This window comes from Paenibacillus kyungheensis, assembly GCF_028606985.1.
GTDB classification, from domain to species: domain Bacteria; phylum Bacillota; class Bacilli; order Paenibacillales; family Paenibacillaceae; genus Saccharibacillus; species Saccharibacillus kyungheensis.
In genome coordinates, this window is sequence record NZ_CP117416.1 from 4,234,159 (window position 1) to 4,250,000 (window position 15,842).

General features: G+C 39.7%; 15 protein-coding genes and 7 tRNA genes (1 of these 22 running past the window's edge). 2 read left to right on the plus strand and 20 right to left on the minus strand.

What is annotated here, in order from left to right:
• Nucleotides 1–103 precede the first annotated feature (103 nt).
• Complete coding sequence (locus PQ456_RS18175; RefSeq protein ID WP_204826857.1) at nt 104–910, plus strand: NAD kinase; 807 nt, start codon at nt 104–106, stop codon at nt 908–910.
• 101 nt (nt 911–1,011) lie between these two features.
• On the opposite strand, the gene PQ456_RS18180 is transcribed toward PQ456_RS18175, so the two are convergent.
• Complete coding sequence (locus tag PQ456_RS18180) at nt 1,012–1,593, minus strand: YutD family protein (RefSeq protein ID WP_273613540.1); 582 nt, start codon at nt 1,591–1,593, stop codon at nt 1,012–1,014.
• Nucleotides 1,594–1,614: 21 nt separating this feature from the next.
• Nucleotides 1,615–2,508 carry a lipoyl synthase gene (gene lipA / locus PQ456_RS18185; protein ID WP_273613541.1) on the minus strand — a complete coding sequence of 298 codons (894 nt, stop codon included), beginning with the start codon at nt 2,506–2,508 and terminating at the stop codon, nt 1,615–1,617.
• 229 nt (nt 2,509–2,737) lie between these two features.
• On the opposite strand from lipA, the gene PQ456_RS18190 reads away from it, so the two are divergent.
• A complete protein-coding gene (locus PQ456_RS18190; protein ID WP_420540623.1) occupies nt 2,738–3,979 on the plus strand; it encodes a multidrug effflux MFS transporter in 1,242 nt (413 codons plus the stop codon).
• 145 nt (nt 3,980–4,124) lie between these two features.
• On the opposite strand, the gene PQ456_RS18195 is transcribed toward PQ456_RS18190, so the two are convergent.
• From PQ456_RS18195 to PQ456_RS18280, 18 genes are all read right to left on the minus strand, one after another.
• Nucleotides 4,125–4,919 (minus strand): TrmH family RNA methyltransferase, encoded by a 795-nt coding sequence (locus tag PQ456_RS18195; RefSeq protein WP_273613542.1) that lies wholly within the window; start codon nt 4,917–4,919, stop codon nt 4,125–4,127.
• Nucleotides 4,916–5,614 carry a potassium channel family protein gene (locus PQ456_RS18200; RefSeq protein ID WP_273616354.1) on the minus strand — a complete coding sequence of 233 codons (699 nt, stop codon included), beginning with the start codon at nt 5,612–5,614 and terminating at the stop codon, nt 4,916–4,918. The genes PQ456_RS18195 and PQ456_RS18200 overlap by 4 nt, the downstream gene beginning before the upstream one ends.
• Before the next feature lie 8 nt (nt 5,615–5,622).
• Nucleotides 5,623–7,206: a peptide chain release factor 3 gene (locus tag PQ456_RS18205; protein ID WP_273616355.1), complete on the minus strand. Its 1,584-nt coding sequence runs from the start codon at nt 7,204–7,206 to the stop codon at nt 5,623–5,625.
• 417 nt (nt 7,207–7,623) lie between these two features.
• Nucleotides 7,624–9,180: a glucose-6-phosphate dehydrogenase gene (gene zwf, locus PQ456_RS18210; protein ID WP_273613543.1), complete on the minus strand. Its 1,557-nt coding sequence runs from the start codon at nt 9,178–9,180 to the stop codon at nt 7,624–7,626.
• 140 nt (nt 9,181–9,320) lie between these two features.
• Nucleotides 9,321–9,971 carry a response regulator gene (locus PQ456_RS18215; RefSeq protein WP_273613544.1) on the minus strand — a complete coding sequence of 217 codons (651 nt, stop codon included), beginning with the start codon at nt 9,969–9,971 and terminating at the stop codon, nt 9,321–9,323.
• A 4-nt stretch (nt 9,972–9,975) separates the two neighbouring features.
• Entirely contained in the window at nt 9,976–11,037 is a 1,062-nt protein-coding gene (locus PQ456_RS18220; RefSeq protein ID WP_273613545.1) for a sensor histidine kinase, read from the minus strand.
• 227 nt (nt 11,038–11,264) lie between these two features.
• Nucleotides 11,265–11,933 carry a cell wall-active antibiotics response protein LiaF gene (liaF, locus tag PQ456_RS18225; protein WP_273613546.1) on the minus strand — a complete coding sequence of 223 codons (669 nt, stop codon included), beginning with the start codon at nt 11,931–11,933 and terminating at the stop codon, nt 11,265–11,267.
• Between the two features lie 172 nt (nt 11,934–12,105).
• Entirely contained in the window at nt 12,106–12,843 is a 738-nt protein-coding gene (locus tag PQ456_RS18230; RefSeq protein ID WP_273613547.1) for a PspA/IM30 family protein, read from the minus strand.
• A gap of 1 nt (nt 12,844) precedes the next feature.
• Complete coding sequence (locus tag PQ456_RS18235; protein ID WP_273613548.1) at nt 12,845–13,345, minus strand: PspC domain-containing protein; 501 nt, start codon at nt 13,343–13,345, stop codon at nt 12,845–12,847.
• A 1-nt stretch (nt 13,346) separates the two neighbouring features.
• Nucleotides 13,347–14,018, minus strand: coding sequence for a PspA/IM30 family protein (locus PQ456_RS18240; RefSeq protein WP_273613549.1), 672 nt, complete (start codon nt 14,016–14,018; stop codon nt 13,347–13,349).
• 270 nt (nt 14,019–14,288) lie between these two features.
• A complete protein-coding gene (locus tag PQ456_RS18245) occupies nt 14,289–14,618 on the minus strand; it encodes a hypothetical protein (RefSeq protein WP_273613550.1) in 330 nt (109 codons plus the stop codon).
• Nucleotides 14,619–15,212: 594 nt separating this feature from the next.
• A tRNA-Leu gene (locus PQ456_RS18250) sits at nt 15,213–15,292 on the minus strand.
• A gap of 56 nt (nt 15,293–15,348) precedes the next feature.
• Nucleotides 15,349–15,425 (minus strand) — tRNA-Arg (locus PQ456_RS18255).
• Nucleotides 15,426–15,443: 18 nt separating this feature from the next.
• Nucleotides 15,444–15,517, minus strand: a tRNA-Cys gene (locus tag PQ456_RS18260).
• An 18-nt stretch (nt 15,518–15,535) separates the two neighbouring features.
• A tRNA-Gly gene (locus tag PQ456_RS18265) sits at nt 15,536–15,610 on the minus strand.
• 29 nt (nt 15,611–15,639) lie between these two features.
• Nucleotides 15,640–15,714: transfer RNA gene (locus PQ456_RS18270), tRNA-Gln, on the minus strand.
• An 8-nt stretch (nt 15,715–15,722) separates the two neighbouring features.
• Nucleotides 15,723–15,795, minus strand: a tRNA-His gene (locus tag PQ456_RS18275).
• A 31-nt stretch (nt 15,796–15,826) separates the two neighbouring features.
• A tRNA-Trp gene (locus PQ456_RS18280) sits at nt 15,827–15,842 on the minus strand (it continues 58 nt past the right edge of the window).

Sequence of the window (15,842 nt, forward strand, 5' to 3'; positions counted from 1 at the left end):
TTTATTCTTATAAACATTGTGTTCCGCTCAAGAATTGATTATCATCGAAGGTGAGTATATTTACAAAGGATTTAACGATAAAGGACAAAGGAGCTTTCCAAACTTGAGATACTATGTGCTTGATCGTGGAGATCAATTATCTATCGAACTGAGCGAGCAATTCCATAAGCTTGCTGCCGAACGCGGATTTCAGCTAGATGCTGAATCACCAGAGATCGTCGTATCTATTGGTGGAGACGGAACTATGCTTCATGCGTTTCACACATTTATCGATCATATCCCAGATTTAGCATTTGTCGGTATTCATACCGGACATTTAGGATTTTATGCTGACTGGAAAGCCGATGAATTGGCTGATTTGGTTAATTTTATGGCGGGTGAGTCGTCAACATCAGATCGTCATCCCAAAATTGTCAAATATCCATTAATTGAATTGGATATTCAGACCAAGAGCGGAACAACTCATCATACGGTACTTAACGAATTTACACTCAAAGGGGTAGACGGAACGACAGTTGTCGCTCAAGTCGATATCAACGATGAGATTTTTGAAATGTTCCGTGGTGACGGAATCTGTGTATCTACACCTTCGGGAAGTACTGCGTATAACAAAGCACTTGGTGGCGCTATGGTACATCCAACGATTGAAGCTCTTCAGATCGCTGAGATTGCTTCGATCAACAACCGAATTTATCGTACACTCGGTTCTTCGTTAATGTTACCAAAGCATCATCATTGTGATATTCATTCACGCAAACCACAAAAGCTACAATTGACAATGGATCATTTAAATATGTCATTTGATGATCTGATTTCTATTCGTTGTCAGGTTTCCAAAAAGCAAGTAAGCTTTGCACGTTATCGTCCTTATCCATTTTGGAATCGTGTACGTCAATCATTTCTAGGATAAATAAGAACGGTAATACCATATGACTTTAGCTGTATCTAAAAAAAGCTTCCAAACGCCACTGTGATTGTGGAGTTGGAAGCTTTTTGTGTTGAACGAGGAAATTAAGATTTGGAACTTTCTTCGCTTGGTTTTACGTCTGTCTCGACTTCTGTATGACTTTCTACAGATGAAGGTTGTACAGGCTCTGTAGAAGGCTCTACAGGCTTTTCTGTAACAGGTACTTCTACTGTTTCGACAACAGGTGCTACCGGAGTTGAAGGCACGACTGGAGCAGATGCAGGCACAGCTTTAGAAGCTGCTTTATCCTGCTTGTCTTTTTTAGAATGATTTCCTTGTCCTCTAGACGATTTCTCGGATTTCTCAGACTTTTCTGCTTTTTCTCCATTAGCTGGCTTCGGTGGCTCTGCAACTTCTTTTGTTTTTTGCAATACAAAATAAGCACAACCAAAGTTACAGTATTCATTAATATATTCAGTCAAGCTGGATAAAGAAGTATCTTTACCTGCTTTGGGATGTCCATCACGATAAAATCCTTTGAGACGCAATTGATTATAACCCCAGTCTCCTAGAATATAATCATACCGATCCAATACTTCACTATATCGTTCACGGAATATTTCTGCATTCCAACCATCACGATGCTCTTTAATAATTTCGTATGTTTTACCGCCGATTTGAATCAAGGTTCTCCCGCCTTTCAGCATTTAGACCGTCGAGGTTTCCTTCGACTTCGATGCGGATTGAACCTGTTCATGCGCATGATAGGAACTACGGACAAGCGGACCAGACTCAACATGACTGAATCCACGCTTTAATCCTTCTTCTTTTAAAATTGCAAATTCATCAGGAGTATAATATTTAGCCACATCCAAATGTTTTGGTGAAGGCTGCAAATATTGTCCAATCGTCATAATATCGCAATCCATGGCACGAAGGTCATCCATTGTTTTTAAAATTTCATCCCATTCCTCACCTACACCTAGCATAATACTAGATTTGGTTGGAATCGAAGGTTGTAGTGTTTTGGAGTTACGTAACAATTCCATAGAACGAGGATATTTAGCTCTTGCACGAACACGATCAGACATCCGTTCCACTGTTTCAATATTATGATTTAGAATATCCGGTTTAGCATCCATAACAATTTTTAGTGAATCAATATCTCCCATAAAGTCAGGGATCAATACTTCCACACTACAAAGTGGTAAACGCTTGCGAACTGCACGAATCGTTTCCGCAAAAATATGTGCTCCGCCATCTTTCAGATCATCACGGGCTACACTTGTAATTACACAATGTTGAAGCCCCATATTTTCAGCCGCTTCCGCAACCCTTTCTGGCTCTTGCAAATCAAGCTCCGTAGGCATCCCCGTATTGACTGCACAAAAACGACAAGCACGTGTACAAATATCTCCCAAAATCATAAAAGTAGCTGTACGATTCGCCCAGCACTCATAAATGTTAGGACAGCGTGCTTCCTCGCAGACGGTATGAAGAGTTTTGGAACGCATCATACTTTTAATTTCCTGATAGTTACTGTCATTGGTCATCTTGATTTTGATCCATTCAGGTTTCGGTTGTTTGGCTTTAGTGGACAAGATAGTTGACCTTCCTTCCTCGGGTGTAATTGGCTTTCAGGATGTTACAATCTTTTGGGATTTATTATAGCACGAATTAATGCATACCGAAATATTAGGCTTTCCTACTATACTTTATTCGTTTACACTAAATACTATTGTAAGGATGTACAGCGATCTATTTGTCTGAACATCCATTAGCTAAAATATAAATATAGTCGCATATACTATGCGGTGATAGAAGAAAGGAATGAGAACATTAATGAACAAAGCTTCATCCAATCAACCTTTAACAGCATCTTCCTTAACCCGTTCCAAACGGTTATGGATTGCTTTGATTTTAGGTTCTTTATCTGCGTTTGCTCCATTATCGATTGATATGTACTTACCTGCTTTGCCTACGCTAGCCGAACATTTGAATACCAATGCTTCGCTGGCACAACTCAGTCTAACTGCTTGCCTGCTCGGTCTAGCATTCGGACAATTACTTGTCGGGCCACTAAGCGATGTAAAAGGTAGACGTGCTCCGCTGATCATCTCATTGATCTTATATACCGTAGCATCGCTGTGCTGTGCATTAACGCAAAGTATCGGTCTACTGATTGTACTACGCTTTATACAAGGCGTGACAGGAGCTGCTGGCATTGTAATCTCGCGTGCTGTAGTACGTGATCTGTACTCAGGACATGAACTCACCAAGTTTTTCTCGCTTCTGATGCTTATTAACGGTGTAGCTCCAATCGCTGCTCCAATTATCGGGGGCGCATTGCTCAAATTTGTACCGTGGCAAGGCATTTTTATTGTTTTAGCGGTTATCGGGGCAGTGATGTTATTTATGGTGTTGTTTGGCTTACCGGAGACATTACCCAATGAACGCAAAGCTTCCGGTGGACTAAGCTCCACACTGCGTACATTTGGACGATTAATCCAAGATCGTCATTTTATCGGCTTCGCTTTATCACAAGCTTTTATTACCGCCGCAATGTTTGCTTATATTGCAGGTTCTCCTTTTGTGGTGCAGAAGATATTCGGTGTATCTGCACAAGGATTTAGTTTGTTTTTTGCTATGAATGGATTAGGCATTGTCATTTTCGCTCAATTAGCAGGTCGTCTATCTGGTAAATATGGCGAATTGGTTATTTTGAAAATCAGTCTAGGGATCGCTTTTACAGCTGCTTTATTGTTATTGATTATTGCGCTGGCTGGTGGTGGACTGTTCCCTATTGCTGCGATGTTATTCTTTGTTGTGTCTTGTGTAGGCTCTGTAGGAGCTACATCGACTTCACTCGCTATGCAAAGTCAGGGCAACGCCGCAGGAAGCGCTTCTGCGCTGTTAGGACTGCTTCCACTTCTATTAGGTGGAGCGGCTTCTCCATTAGTGGGACTCGGTAGTGGGCTGACTGCTGTGCCGATGAGTGTCGTTATTTTGGTGGCCGAAGTGCTCGCTGTACTGTGCTTTATCAGTTTGGTGAAAAGACCCGCAAAAGTATAAACGTTTTCGTTTTTTTTACAAGACTTCTATTGTATAAAGTTTAATTATGATTTACGACATACTAATATAATAGCTAAGACAAAAAAGGAACTTCTCTTTTTAGATGAAGTTCCTTTTTGTTATATTTAATCTTTATAGTAGATCATTAAGATATCCGCTGACGCATCGCTTCAAATAACAGTATCGTCGATGCCATCGCCGCATTTAGCGATTCTGCTTGTCCTTGCATCGGAATCAAAATATGCTGATCCACTAACTGCGATACTTCTGCCGATATGCCTTTACCTTCATTGCCGATCACGATCCAAGCGCCTGCTGTAAAATTAAATTCATAACAAGATTGACTGGCTTGTAACGATGTACTGAGCACTAGATGCCCTTTTTGCTTCGCAACAGGTAACAGTTCACTCAGATCACTTTCAATCACAGGCAAATGAAACAAGGAACCCATCGTCGAACGAATCGTTTTGGGATTATACAGATCAGCGCAACCTTTACCAAGTACAATACCAGTTGCCCCTGCCGCATCACTACTACGAATAATCGTGCCCACATTGCCCGGATCTTGTACATTATCCAGTACCATCACTAGACTATGGTCTATCTCAAGCAAGCGATCTGTGAGCGCATTACGTTTGTATACAATAGCAAAAACAGGCTGTGGCGTTTTGGTATCTGTACATTTGGCAAGTATAGCTTCAGATACCGCAATATACTGAGCTCCACCAGAATAATGAGCGATATCTTCGCGCAACTCAGCAGGAATGCCTTTCTCTGTATCATAGACGATACAATCGATATCCCAATCACTACGAAGAACTTCGCTCACTAAATGAATACCTTCTACAATAAATTTACCCTGCTTATCCCGATGCTTTTTCTCAAGCAATTGCGCCCATTCCTTGACTTTAGCATTCTGGGTCGATAGAATTTCGGTCATTCTTCCAGACCTAATTCCATTTTGAGCAGATCATTTTTTTGTCCAACAATAACCAGAATATCATCCGGTTTGAGACGCTCATCCGGTGAAGGCGCAATATTCATCTGGTTGCCACGTTTGATCGCCATTACATTACAGCTATATCTGACACGAATATTGAGTTCTTTTAGATTCGAACCGATCATCGGCTCAGAAGCTTTCATTTCCACTATGCTGTAATCTTCTGAAATTTCGATATAATCCAGCACATTCGGTGATGTCAAATGATGCGCTACCCGCACACCCATATCACGTTCCGGGAAAATGACTTTGTCTGCACCGATTCGAGTTAATACTTTACCATGCAGTTCATTTTGTGCTTTCACCAGAATCGTTGGAATATCCATTTCTTTAAGAATCAGTGTTGTTAAGATACTCGATTGAATATCTTCTCCAATCGCAACAACGACTACATCAAAGTTACGTAATCCCAATGAACGCAAAGCTTCTTCATCGGTAGAATCAGCTGTTACGGCTTGAGTTACGATTTTGGATACTTCTTGTATACGGTGTTCATCTGAATCGATAGCCAATACGTCAAAGCCCATTTCACTCAATGTTTTGGCAATGCTAGAACCAAAGCGTCCGATACCAATAATGGCATACTGCTTTCTAGGCATATTGTAACCTCCAAGCTTTTCATAAGCATATGCTATATTTCTGATTAAGGAGCCATTTCCAAAAACTGAGCATCTGGATTTTTGTCGATTGCTGTACGCATCGCATACTCATTTTCAAATAGGACAACATGATTGCCTTTTTTATCTTTAACCAGTGTAGAGTTGATACGGAATTTGGAAGCATCTACTTTATCTGTAATAATCCAGCGTGCAAATTGGAAAGGCATCCGTTGCAATTGTACATCTACACCATACTCATTTTTCATCCGATATTCAAATACTTCAAATTGCAGTTGTCCTACTACGCCTAGAATCGTTTCATCAAAGCTAACAGTATTAAATACTTGGATCGTACCTTCTTCTGTTAACTGATCGATTCCTTTTTGGTACTGTTTGTGCTTCAGTGCATTTTTTACAGTCACTTTAGCAAAAATCTCAGGCGAGAACGTAGGCAATTCGTCGAAAATAATATCAGAACCTTGACTTAACGAATCTCCAATACGGAAAATACCTGGATCGAACAAACCTACAATATCGCCAGGATAAGCCGTTTGGACAATATCACGATCCTGTGCCAAAAATTGTTGTGGTTGTGCCAGTTTGATTTCTTTACCTACACGTACATGACGAACACTCATACCACGTTCGAACTTACCGGATACTACACGTAAAAAGGCAATCCGGTCACGGTGAGCTGGATTCATATTCGCTTGAATTTTAAATACATATCCACTGAACTTATCATTCATTGGATCGATCATACCTGCTGTACTACGACGTGGTTCTGGTTTGGGTGCAAGCTCCAAGAAATTTTCTAAGAATGTCTGCACACCGAAGTTATTAACTGCACTACCGAAAAAGATAGGCGTTAATTCACCACGTAATACTTTATCGTAATCAAAAGGATCACCTGCTACATCCAACAACTCAATATCTTGGCAAAGTTGATCATACAAAAACTCGCCAGCCATTTCTTTAATAATTGGATCACGATAATCTTCTACTTTTTGCACTTCAATTGTAGAATGGTCTTTCCCATTAAACAATTCAACCTGTGTTTTCATCCGATCATAGACACCAGACAACTCGCGTCCCATACCGATCGGCCAGTTCATAGGTACAGAACGAATACCTAGTACTTGCTCTAATTCTTCCATCAATTCAAAAGGACTTTGTCCTTCGCGGTCTAATTTGTTAATAAACGTAAAGATTGGAATACCACGTTGAGCACATACTTTAAATAGTTTGATCGTCTGTGCTTCTACACCTTTAGCAACGTCAATCAACATCACTGCTGCATCTGCCGCAGTTAATGTACGATACGTATCTTCACTAAAATCTTGGTGACCCGGTGTATCCAGTATATTAATACGATGTCCATTATAATCGAATTGCATCACTGAAGAAGTAACCGAGATACCCCGTTGCTTCTCAATCGCCATCCAGTCACTGGTCGCATGTTTATTTGCTTTACGAGCTTTAACCGAACCCGCTTCACGGATAGCGCCCCCGAATAGCAATAATTTTTCTGTTAATGTTGTTTTCCCGGCATCCGGGTGAGATATAATGGCAAACGTTCTGCGTTTGTCGACTTCATTTTGCAAAGCTTGATCTATCGTTTTACTCATTTCCACGTTCCCTTCTCCTCTTGGTTCATCCCTCTATTATAACACATTTACGACACAAAATAAGAGAAGAAATCGCGGACGCTTCCTATTTGTCGCTACGTCGGAACGATTCTACATAGCTCACGATTTCCGCATCTTCTTTACTTAACAAAAAGATCAGACTTGTCTTGAGTTCGTTCAAGCTGCGTATCTCTGCGTCAATCTCTTCAGATTGAGTACGTACTGCTTCTTGTAACGTGTCAATTCCTGTTGCACGACCAAGTAACCGAAGGATATCCCCGATGTTTATCTTTTATCTTTTATCAAAGTCTCTCTTTCTAACATACTTCAAAACAAAAAAGCCGCTTCCTCACTGCCAAATAGCAGTAAAGGAAACGACTTACTTGCACATATAGCAAAACTAGATAACCATCAGCGTTAATTGCTACTTCCCATTTGCCAGATCACATCATCTTCATCTTGACCATTCACAGGCCACCAATGATATCCATCTTGCTGAAGCAATAGATGAGTTGCATCTGGTCCCCAAGAACCGGCGGGGTATGGTTTTACATCTGTAGGGTTCTGTGCCCATGCATCCGCAATATGATCGATAAAGCTCCAAGCCGCAGATACTTCATCCCAACGGGTAAAGTATGTCGAATCTCCTTGGGCTGCATCTTCGATCAAGCTTTCATACGCTTCTGGCGAGTTGATTCCAATCATACAACTTTGACAGAAATCCATCGCAAGCGGTTGAATTTCAGAATCAGAACCCGGTTTTTTAGCATTGATTTTGATATAAATACCTTCCATTGGATTGACACGAATAACCAATAGATTCGGTTCTAGATTATGACGCTGTCCAAGATATACATTTGTTGGTGTCCGCTTGAATTCAACAATAATTTCCGTTGTTTTGACAGGTAGACGTTTACCAGTACGAATATAGAAAGGTACACCTGACCAGCGGAAATTATCTACAAATAATCGTGCTGCAAAATACGTTTCTGTATTAGAAGCAGGATCTACTTTGTCTTCTTCACGATATCCAGGCAATGTTTTACCTTTAGATTCACCTGCTGTATATTGACCACGTACTACATTTTGATCCACTTCTTCTGGTGTCATATATGCACGAAGAGAACGAAGCACTTTTACCTTTTCATCATGAATATCTTCAGGTAATAGACGACTTGGCGGTTCCATGGCGATCATCGCTAACATTTGCAACATATGGTTCTGTCCCATATCACGCAATGCACCGGAATGATCATAATATCCACCACGTTCTTCGACTCCGACCGTTTCACTAAGCGTAATCTGAATATTTGAAATATGCTGATTGTTCCACAATGGTTCAAAGAAAGCATTCGCAAATCGAATCACTTCGATATTTTGCACCATTTCTTTACCCAAATAGTGGTCAATCCGATAAATTTCATCTTCTTCAAACACTTCATTGATCTCTGCATTAAGTTTGCGTGCAGATTCCAGATCATATCCGAAAGGCTTCTCAATCACCAGACGATTCCAGCCTGTACCATCCATCATGCCACCTGCACGAAGGTTAAGCGATACACTGCCAAATAATTCAGGTGCAAGTGCTAAGAAAAAGAATCGGTTGCCTGGGATACCATATTTATTCTCAATCACTTCTGTTTGTTCTTTTAACTCTTGGAAACCAGCGACATTGTTAATATCTAACGATTTATATTCAAAATGTTCTGCAAATCGAGTCCAATCTTCTTCGGCTCCGATCTTGTAGCGACAAAACTCTATGATAGACTGATGGAGATCTTCCCGAAATTCTTCATTGGTACGCGGTCGACGCGCTACACCAATGACTGCAAAATCCTCTGCAAGTTTACCTTCACGATACAAACTATAAATAGCAGGAAACAATTTACGTCTTGCCAAATCCCCGGTTGCTCCAAAAATGAAAAATACCGCACTTGGTGTCTGCAATGTCTCAAGATTTTGTTTTCCAGTCATAGCTCCTCAACTTTCTATGTAAAATCTGTAATGTGGTAAACGTATTCTACCATAATTACCCTATCTATCGCTATCTGACCACTATAAGAAGTACTTATATCTTTTGCAAATAAAATTGATACCTGTACGCAAATAGTGAATCACTCGGCTAATCCGTTTTTATACGCATAAATTGCAGCCTGTGTACGATCTTCTACACCTAACTTGGCTAGCAAATTTGTCACATGGAATTTGACCGTTTTGATACCGATAATTAATTCATCTGCAATATCTTGATTGGATTTACCTTGTGCTAGTAAGCGAAGGACATCCATTTCACGATCTGTTAATTCTTCATGAAGTGCACGTTCAAGTGGCTCACGAAAGCGACTCATCATTTTAGAAGCCACCTGTGATTCCAGCACCGATTGTCCTCTAGCAGCAGCTCGAATAGCATCTGCTATTTCACTTGCACGCGATGTTTTAAGCAAATAACTGAAAGCACCTGCTTCGATCACAGGATACATTTTTTCATCATCCAAATAACTTGTCAGTACAATCACTTTACAATCAGAGTTGATCTGCAATACACGTCTTGTTGTTTCGATACCGTCCATACCTTCCATCACAAGATCCATTAGAATGACATCCGGTTTGTATTCTTGCGCAAGACGAATCCCTTCTTCTCCGTTACTTGCTTCACCCACCACTTCAATACCGTCTTCTGTGTCTAGTACAGCCGCAAGTCCAATACGAACCATCTCATGATCGTCGACTAATAATACTTTGATCAATTGCTCATCGTTTTCCATTGTATTATCCCCACCTGCTTTCTTCCGTATTTAAAGTCACAATCGGAATCACAATCTCTATACGTGTTCCTTTTCCAGGAGCAGTTATGTATTGAATAGTGCCTCCGAGTTCATTTGTTCGTTCTCTCATTGTAGATAAGCCGTAAGAGGCTTGTTTGGTTTCATTTAATTCAAATCCGATTCCATCATCTTTTAAAGTTACCCGTACAGAATCTACCTTTTGCACGATCCGAATCTCCATTCGCTCGGCTTTGGCATGACGAAGTGTATTTGATAAAGACTCCTGTACAATACGGAAAATATGATTTTCTACTCCTTTTAACAACCGCAGATCATCATCCATATCCAAAGTAATTTCCATCGGAATTTTGGCTTGTAATTCGCGAATTAATTCCCGTAACCCCTGAGATAGACGCTTCCCTTCTAAATATACAGGGCGAAGATGCAATAGTAGCGCTCTCATTTCTGATTGTGCAACAGATGACATTTCTTCTATTAATTCAACCTGACGCTTAGCACGGGCTGGATTACTATCAAAAGTACGTCCTATCGCTGTCGCTGTCATCGAAATCGCAAACAACTGCTGAGAGACTGCATCATGCAATTCTCGCGCTAAACGCTGACGTTCTTCGATAATAGCTGTAATTCTAGCTTGTTCTGCCAATTGTGCATTGTTAGTAGATAAACGTTGCAGACTACTGATCTGATCTTCCCACTTTTTACCGATGCGATCAATTTGCTCACCCAGTCGTGACCATTCATCATTGCCCCATAGAGGAGCCGCTTGCGACCAATTGCCTTTTTCCCACATCAATAACGTATCCCGTAATTTATCCAGACGCATTTTGAGCCTAAGCGCATGATACAAACCATATAATGCACCTACAACAATAACCGGTACCAATAACGCTGCACCAGTCTGTAATAAAGAAGGCCAGGATAAATCTATTTTCAAATGACCAGAGGTATAGAATACATACATAATAATAACCAGTAATAAGAAGGACAATAAAACCCCTTCACTCATACTGCGGACAATCAAGTCAGCAGGTTTTCTTTTTTTCACGTATCAAGTCCTCCTGCTTTTCTGACTTTTAAAAAATTTAGTACCTTTTATCCATTCATTAGCTTGATAGAAATAGCCTACTTGCTACTGCTACTGCTACTGCTACTGCTACTGCTACTGCTACTGCTACTGCTACTGCTACTGCTACTGCTACTGCTACTGCTACTGCTACTGCTACTGCTACTGCTACTGCTACTGCTGTAAAAGTCTACTTTTGTATAAACAGATTACGAGGATAATCGAATATTTAAATCTCCTGCAATATACGAAATAACCAACTTCACTTTTTGTTTACTGGTAGCATAATTAGCAGATTTCCATTGCAATCGATTTTGCACTCCTTGTTGCCGTTCTGCTATAGGATATCCATTCGATTCACAGCCAATCTGGCCAAACAATAAATACGCTTCAATTTCTACACCATAATCTTCTGGTATCGAAAAGTCCAGATCTCCTAATATTCCTTGAAAATAAAGAACAGTCTCCGATTCATCAGGCATAGCCAGCGACAGGTCACAATCAATATCTCCGATAGCGTGCCATGAACTAGAACTTTGCATCATCCATGGTTCGCGATCATAACGCATATTTGTGATAAATCCTTGTTTCAAACGATATGGTTGTCCCCGATGTGCTTTATTAGCATGTACATAAAACCATCCTAACGATATCAAAGTAACCCCGACCACAATCATCAAATGATCTAACAACAATAAGCCTAATCCTATACCACCGAAAATATACCCTTGTCTCATCGCTCCACTACGTAAACGCATAATTCCAATTAGCAACAAAAGAAGTGCGGCAACCGTAAAAAAGCCAAATGATACACCCAAAAGCACCTGCAAGCCAATCGCAATTAATAACACTGCAAATATTTTTCTTTTTCTCCCCATAACCGCACCTCCTTTACTGCTAATAATAGAAAAGCCATACCCGCATGATGACACATACGCTGTATGGCTTCGCCTGTTCTAGCATATCATATTGTCATTTTAATAACTATGATTTACATCTATGAATAGCTATATCATATCTATGAACACTTAGTCTGCTCAAAAGAACAAATTAATATTGTGTATCTTCTTTAGAAAGAGATGTACCTTCAGATGGATTAGATTCAATCGTTTTAGGTGCTAATTTACTTTTCAGCAAATTCAATTGCTCATCCACTCTAAGTTGTTTTTCTGCATCTTCTGCACTCACATACGGGCTTGATCCATAACCAGAACGGTAAGGAGCACGCATTACATCTGCTTCTGCTTCCATTTGCATGATTTTCTCTTCCATGCGGTTAAATCCAAGCGAAGCGCCGCCTTTATCAATTGAATTTACAGAACTTACTTGAGCCATTTGTTTTTTCGCTTTTGCCATTTGAGCACGAGAAACCAATTCATTACGTTTGTTACGCATTTTGTAGAACTCGTCTTTCATTTCATGCAATTGGTTCATCATATCTGTCACTTGCTCTTTAGCTTGGCTGTGCATTTCAGAATACTCAGTGAATTTTTGATCAAAATACAACTTTTCTTCTAGCAATTTACGAGCCACTTCTTCTTGACCATTTTTAAGTGCAGCGGTTGCTTGGCTTTCACGTTGCATACCTACACGTGCAGCTTCATCAAAACGTTGTTTCATACGACGTTCATTTGCCATTTGTTTAGCTACAGTAACCTCTGCTTGATGAATTTCTGCTTCCATATCACGCAAATATTGATTTAACATTACAATTGGATCTTCTACCTTATCTAGTAAATCATTCACCGATGCCTTAGTCATATCTTTCAATCTTTTAAAAACTCCCATATTATAAATCTCCCTTCTCATATTGAGCGACTTTTTTTCTTAATTGTTCTACTTCTTTACGTAAAGCTTTATTTTCAATACCTTCCATCATCGAATCAAGATCACCATTTGATTTGGATGTCTGATCTGGAGCTTGTTGTGGAGGGCGGTTTTTCCCAAAATAACGAGAATTGCTTTTTTGTGGAGCATCATACGTATTAGGTTCATACGCATTTTGTGAAGTACCCCAGTATCCGCCATAACTTTGACGCGGACCATAACGATCTTCTTGATATTCTTCATGAAAAGGACTTTGTTCAAAAGGACGATATACTGGCGGTTGTTTAGGTACAATCAGTGCTGCAATAATATAGATCAACACTGTCGTTGTTCCGGTAAAAGGAATACTTAATATTAACAGAACCCGCAACAACGTAGGATTAATCTGAAAATATTCAGCTAGACCGCCACTAAGTCCCGTCAAAATCCGATCATGATTTGAACGATATAACTTCGGACGCATATTACTCCTCCTTACGATCTGCATCAAGCTTACGTCTTAACCGTTCCAATTCCTCATCTAACGACACACCATTCGTTGTGCCTGAACCAGAAGAATAAGAATCACCATTTCGCAAATCCCGTAATGCTTTGGCTTCAATCTCCCAATCGGAAATGCGATCTTCTAATCGTCCAAATGCTTGTGGTGTGCTTTGTACAGCATTACCAAAACGACGATTCATCTGTTGTTGCAAACGAAGAGTCTCCATACGAGCATAATAATACTCACGTTTGCTATAGACTGCTTGGTACTCTGATTTTAATGTATTTAATTGAGCCTGTACTTCTCGCAAAGCTTCTGTATTTTGATCCAACAATTCAGAATACTGATTTTCTTTTTCTTCATACATCACTTTTTCTTGCAAAGCCATACGAGCCAAATCTTCTTCTTCAGCTTGTAGAGCTAACATCGCTTGTTCTTCGCGCTTTTGACGCATCGCAGATGCCTGATCTACATGTTGTTTTAACTGACGTGTATGTTGAGTCACATGATTCTGCAATTGTTCAGCTTCTGTAATAGCACGTCGTGTATCTAAAAGAAATTGATCAATCATTCTCACAGGATCTTGACTCTGTTCTAATCTTTCATTTAAAGTAGCCACTGTAATATCACGTACACGTTTAAAAACGTTCATGAATAATTGCTCCCTCCCTTGCTTGATCACAAGTGATCTTTTTTGATATTCATCTATATCGTATTGCATCATATCGAACAAGTATGAATAACAGATGAAATCAATTATTACTAATATTTTACTACTTTTTTCAAAAATAACTTACAATATTTCGTAATAACATCTTATTATCTTTATATCGTACAATATAAATCGCTTTATTAGAATGTTACCCATTCACAGCTTGTACATCAACAATAAGAAGTGATTTACATGAAGAATATAATCTGTTTAGAACATTCTATTGTGTTCTTGTTGATGATGACGATTTTTTAGTAATGAATAGCCCCACCATATTAATGCGATTCCAATAGCAGGCCCGATAATCCAAGACAATTTAGCAAATAGGATACACGCACCTATAACGGATAATGCAATTCCCAAAAATCGATGTCCGCTTTGTAAAGCATAATATCCAAGTACAAGTAATGCGACTGGAAATAATAGTCCTATCAGATAACTGAGTAGACTATGTACTTCGGGTAAAAATTTGCCAAAAACCATCAACACACCGATGAAAATTAATGCAAAAGCAGCTATACTTTTACGATTTATGCGCAAATGTTCCACCTCCTTTACCTCGTTATTGGTATTCATCATTTTCGGTATACACTTCTTAGATGTTGATCTTTAGCCAGATAACAATACTTTAAGATTGTAAAGCAAGTACCTTTTTACTTTCCTATCTGGTTGTAGCAAATGTTGTCTTTGCCTTATATACACATTGTAAAGTAGAATTGTATTCTGCAAAATGGACTACAGGTGGTTTTTTATCCTAGACCTTAGACGGGGAGCCCTTGTGCATTATCCGATTAACTTATATATATATTCAATTTAAGTACATACTACATACTACATACTACATACTACATACTACATACTACATACTACATACTACATACTACATACTACATACTACATACTACATACTACATACTACATACTACATACTACATACTACATACTACATACTACATACTACATACTACATACTACATACTACATACTACATACTACATACTACATACTACATACTACATACTACATACTACATACTACATACTACATACTACATACTGAACAATTATGCTGTGTGATTCTAAAAAAGCAAATAAAAAAGCACTAGATCATATGATCTAGTGCTTTTCATGTGTATGCCGGTGAAGGGACTCGAACCCCCACGGTTTCCCTCACGATTTTGAGTCGCGCGCGTCTGCCAATTCCGCCACACCGGCTAAGTAAAAATAATGCTATTTTTTTGGTACTTCCATTTAAAACATAAGAGCTAAAATGGCGCGCCCTAAGAGATTCGAACTCCTGGCCTTTTGATTCGTAGTCAAACGCTCTATCCAGCTGAGCTAAGGGCGCAAGAATTTAAAAAATAACTGGAGGCGCCACCCAGATTCGAACTGGGGATAGAGCTTTTGCAGAGCTGTGCCTTACCACTTGGCTATGGCGCCATATTATATTGTAAAATTTGGAGCGGACGATGGGAATCGAACCCACGACCCTCGCCTTGGCAAGGCGATGCTCTACCGCTGAGCCACGTCCGCTTACATATCATTTAAGTAAAAGTAAATAATGGCTGGGGATATAGGATTTGAACCTATGCATGACGGAGTCAAAGTCCGTTGCCTTACCGCTTGGCTAATCCCCAATAAAAAGGGCGACCGATGGGACTTGAACCCACGAATGCCGGAGTCACAGTCCGGTGCGTTAACCCCTTCGCCACGATCGCCATGCTATAAAATAAATCATTAATGTTATATTGGCAGGGGCAGCAGG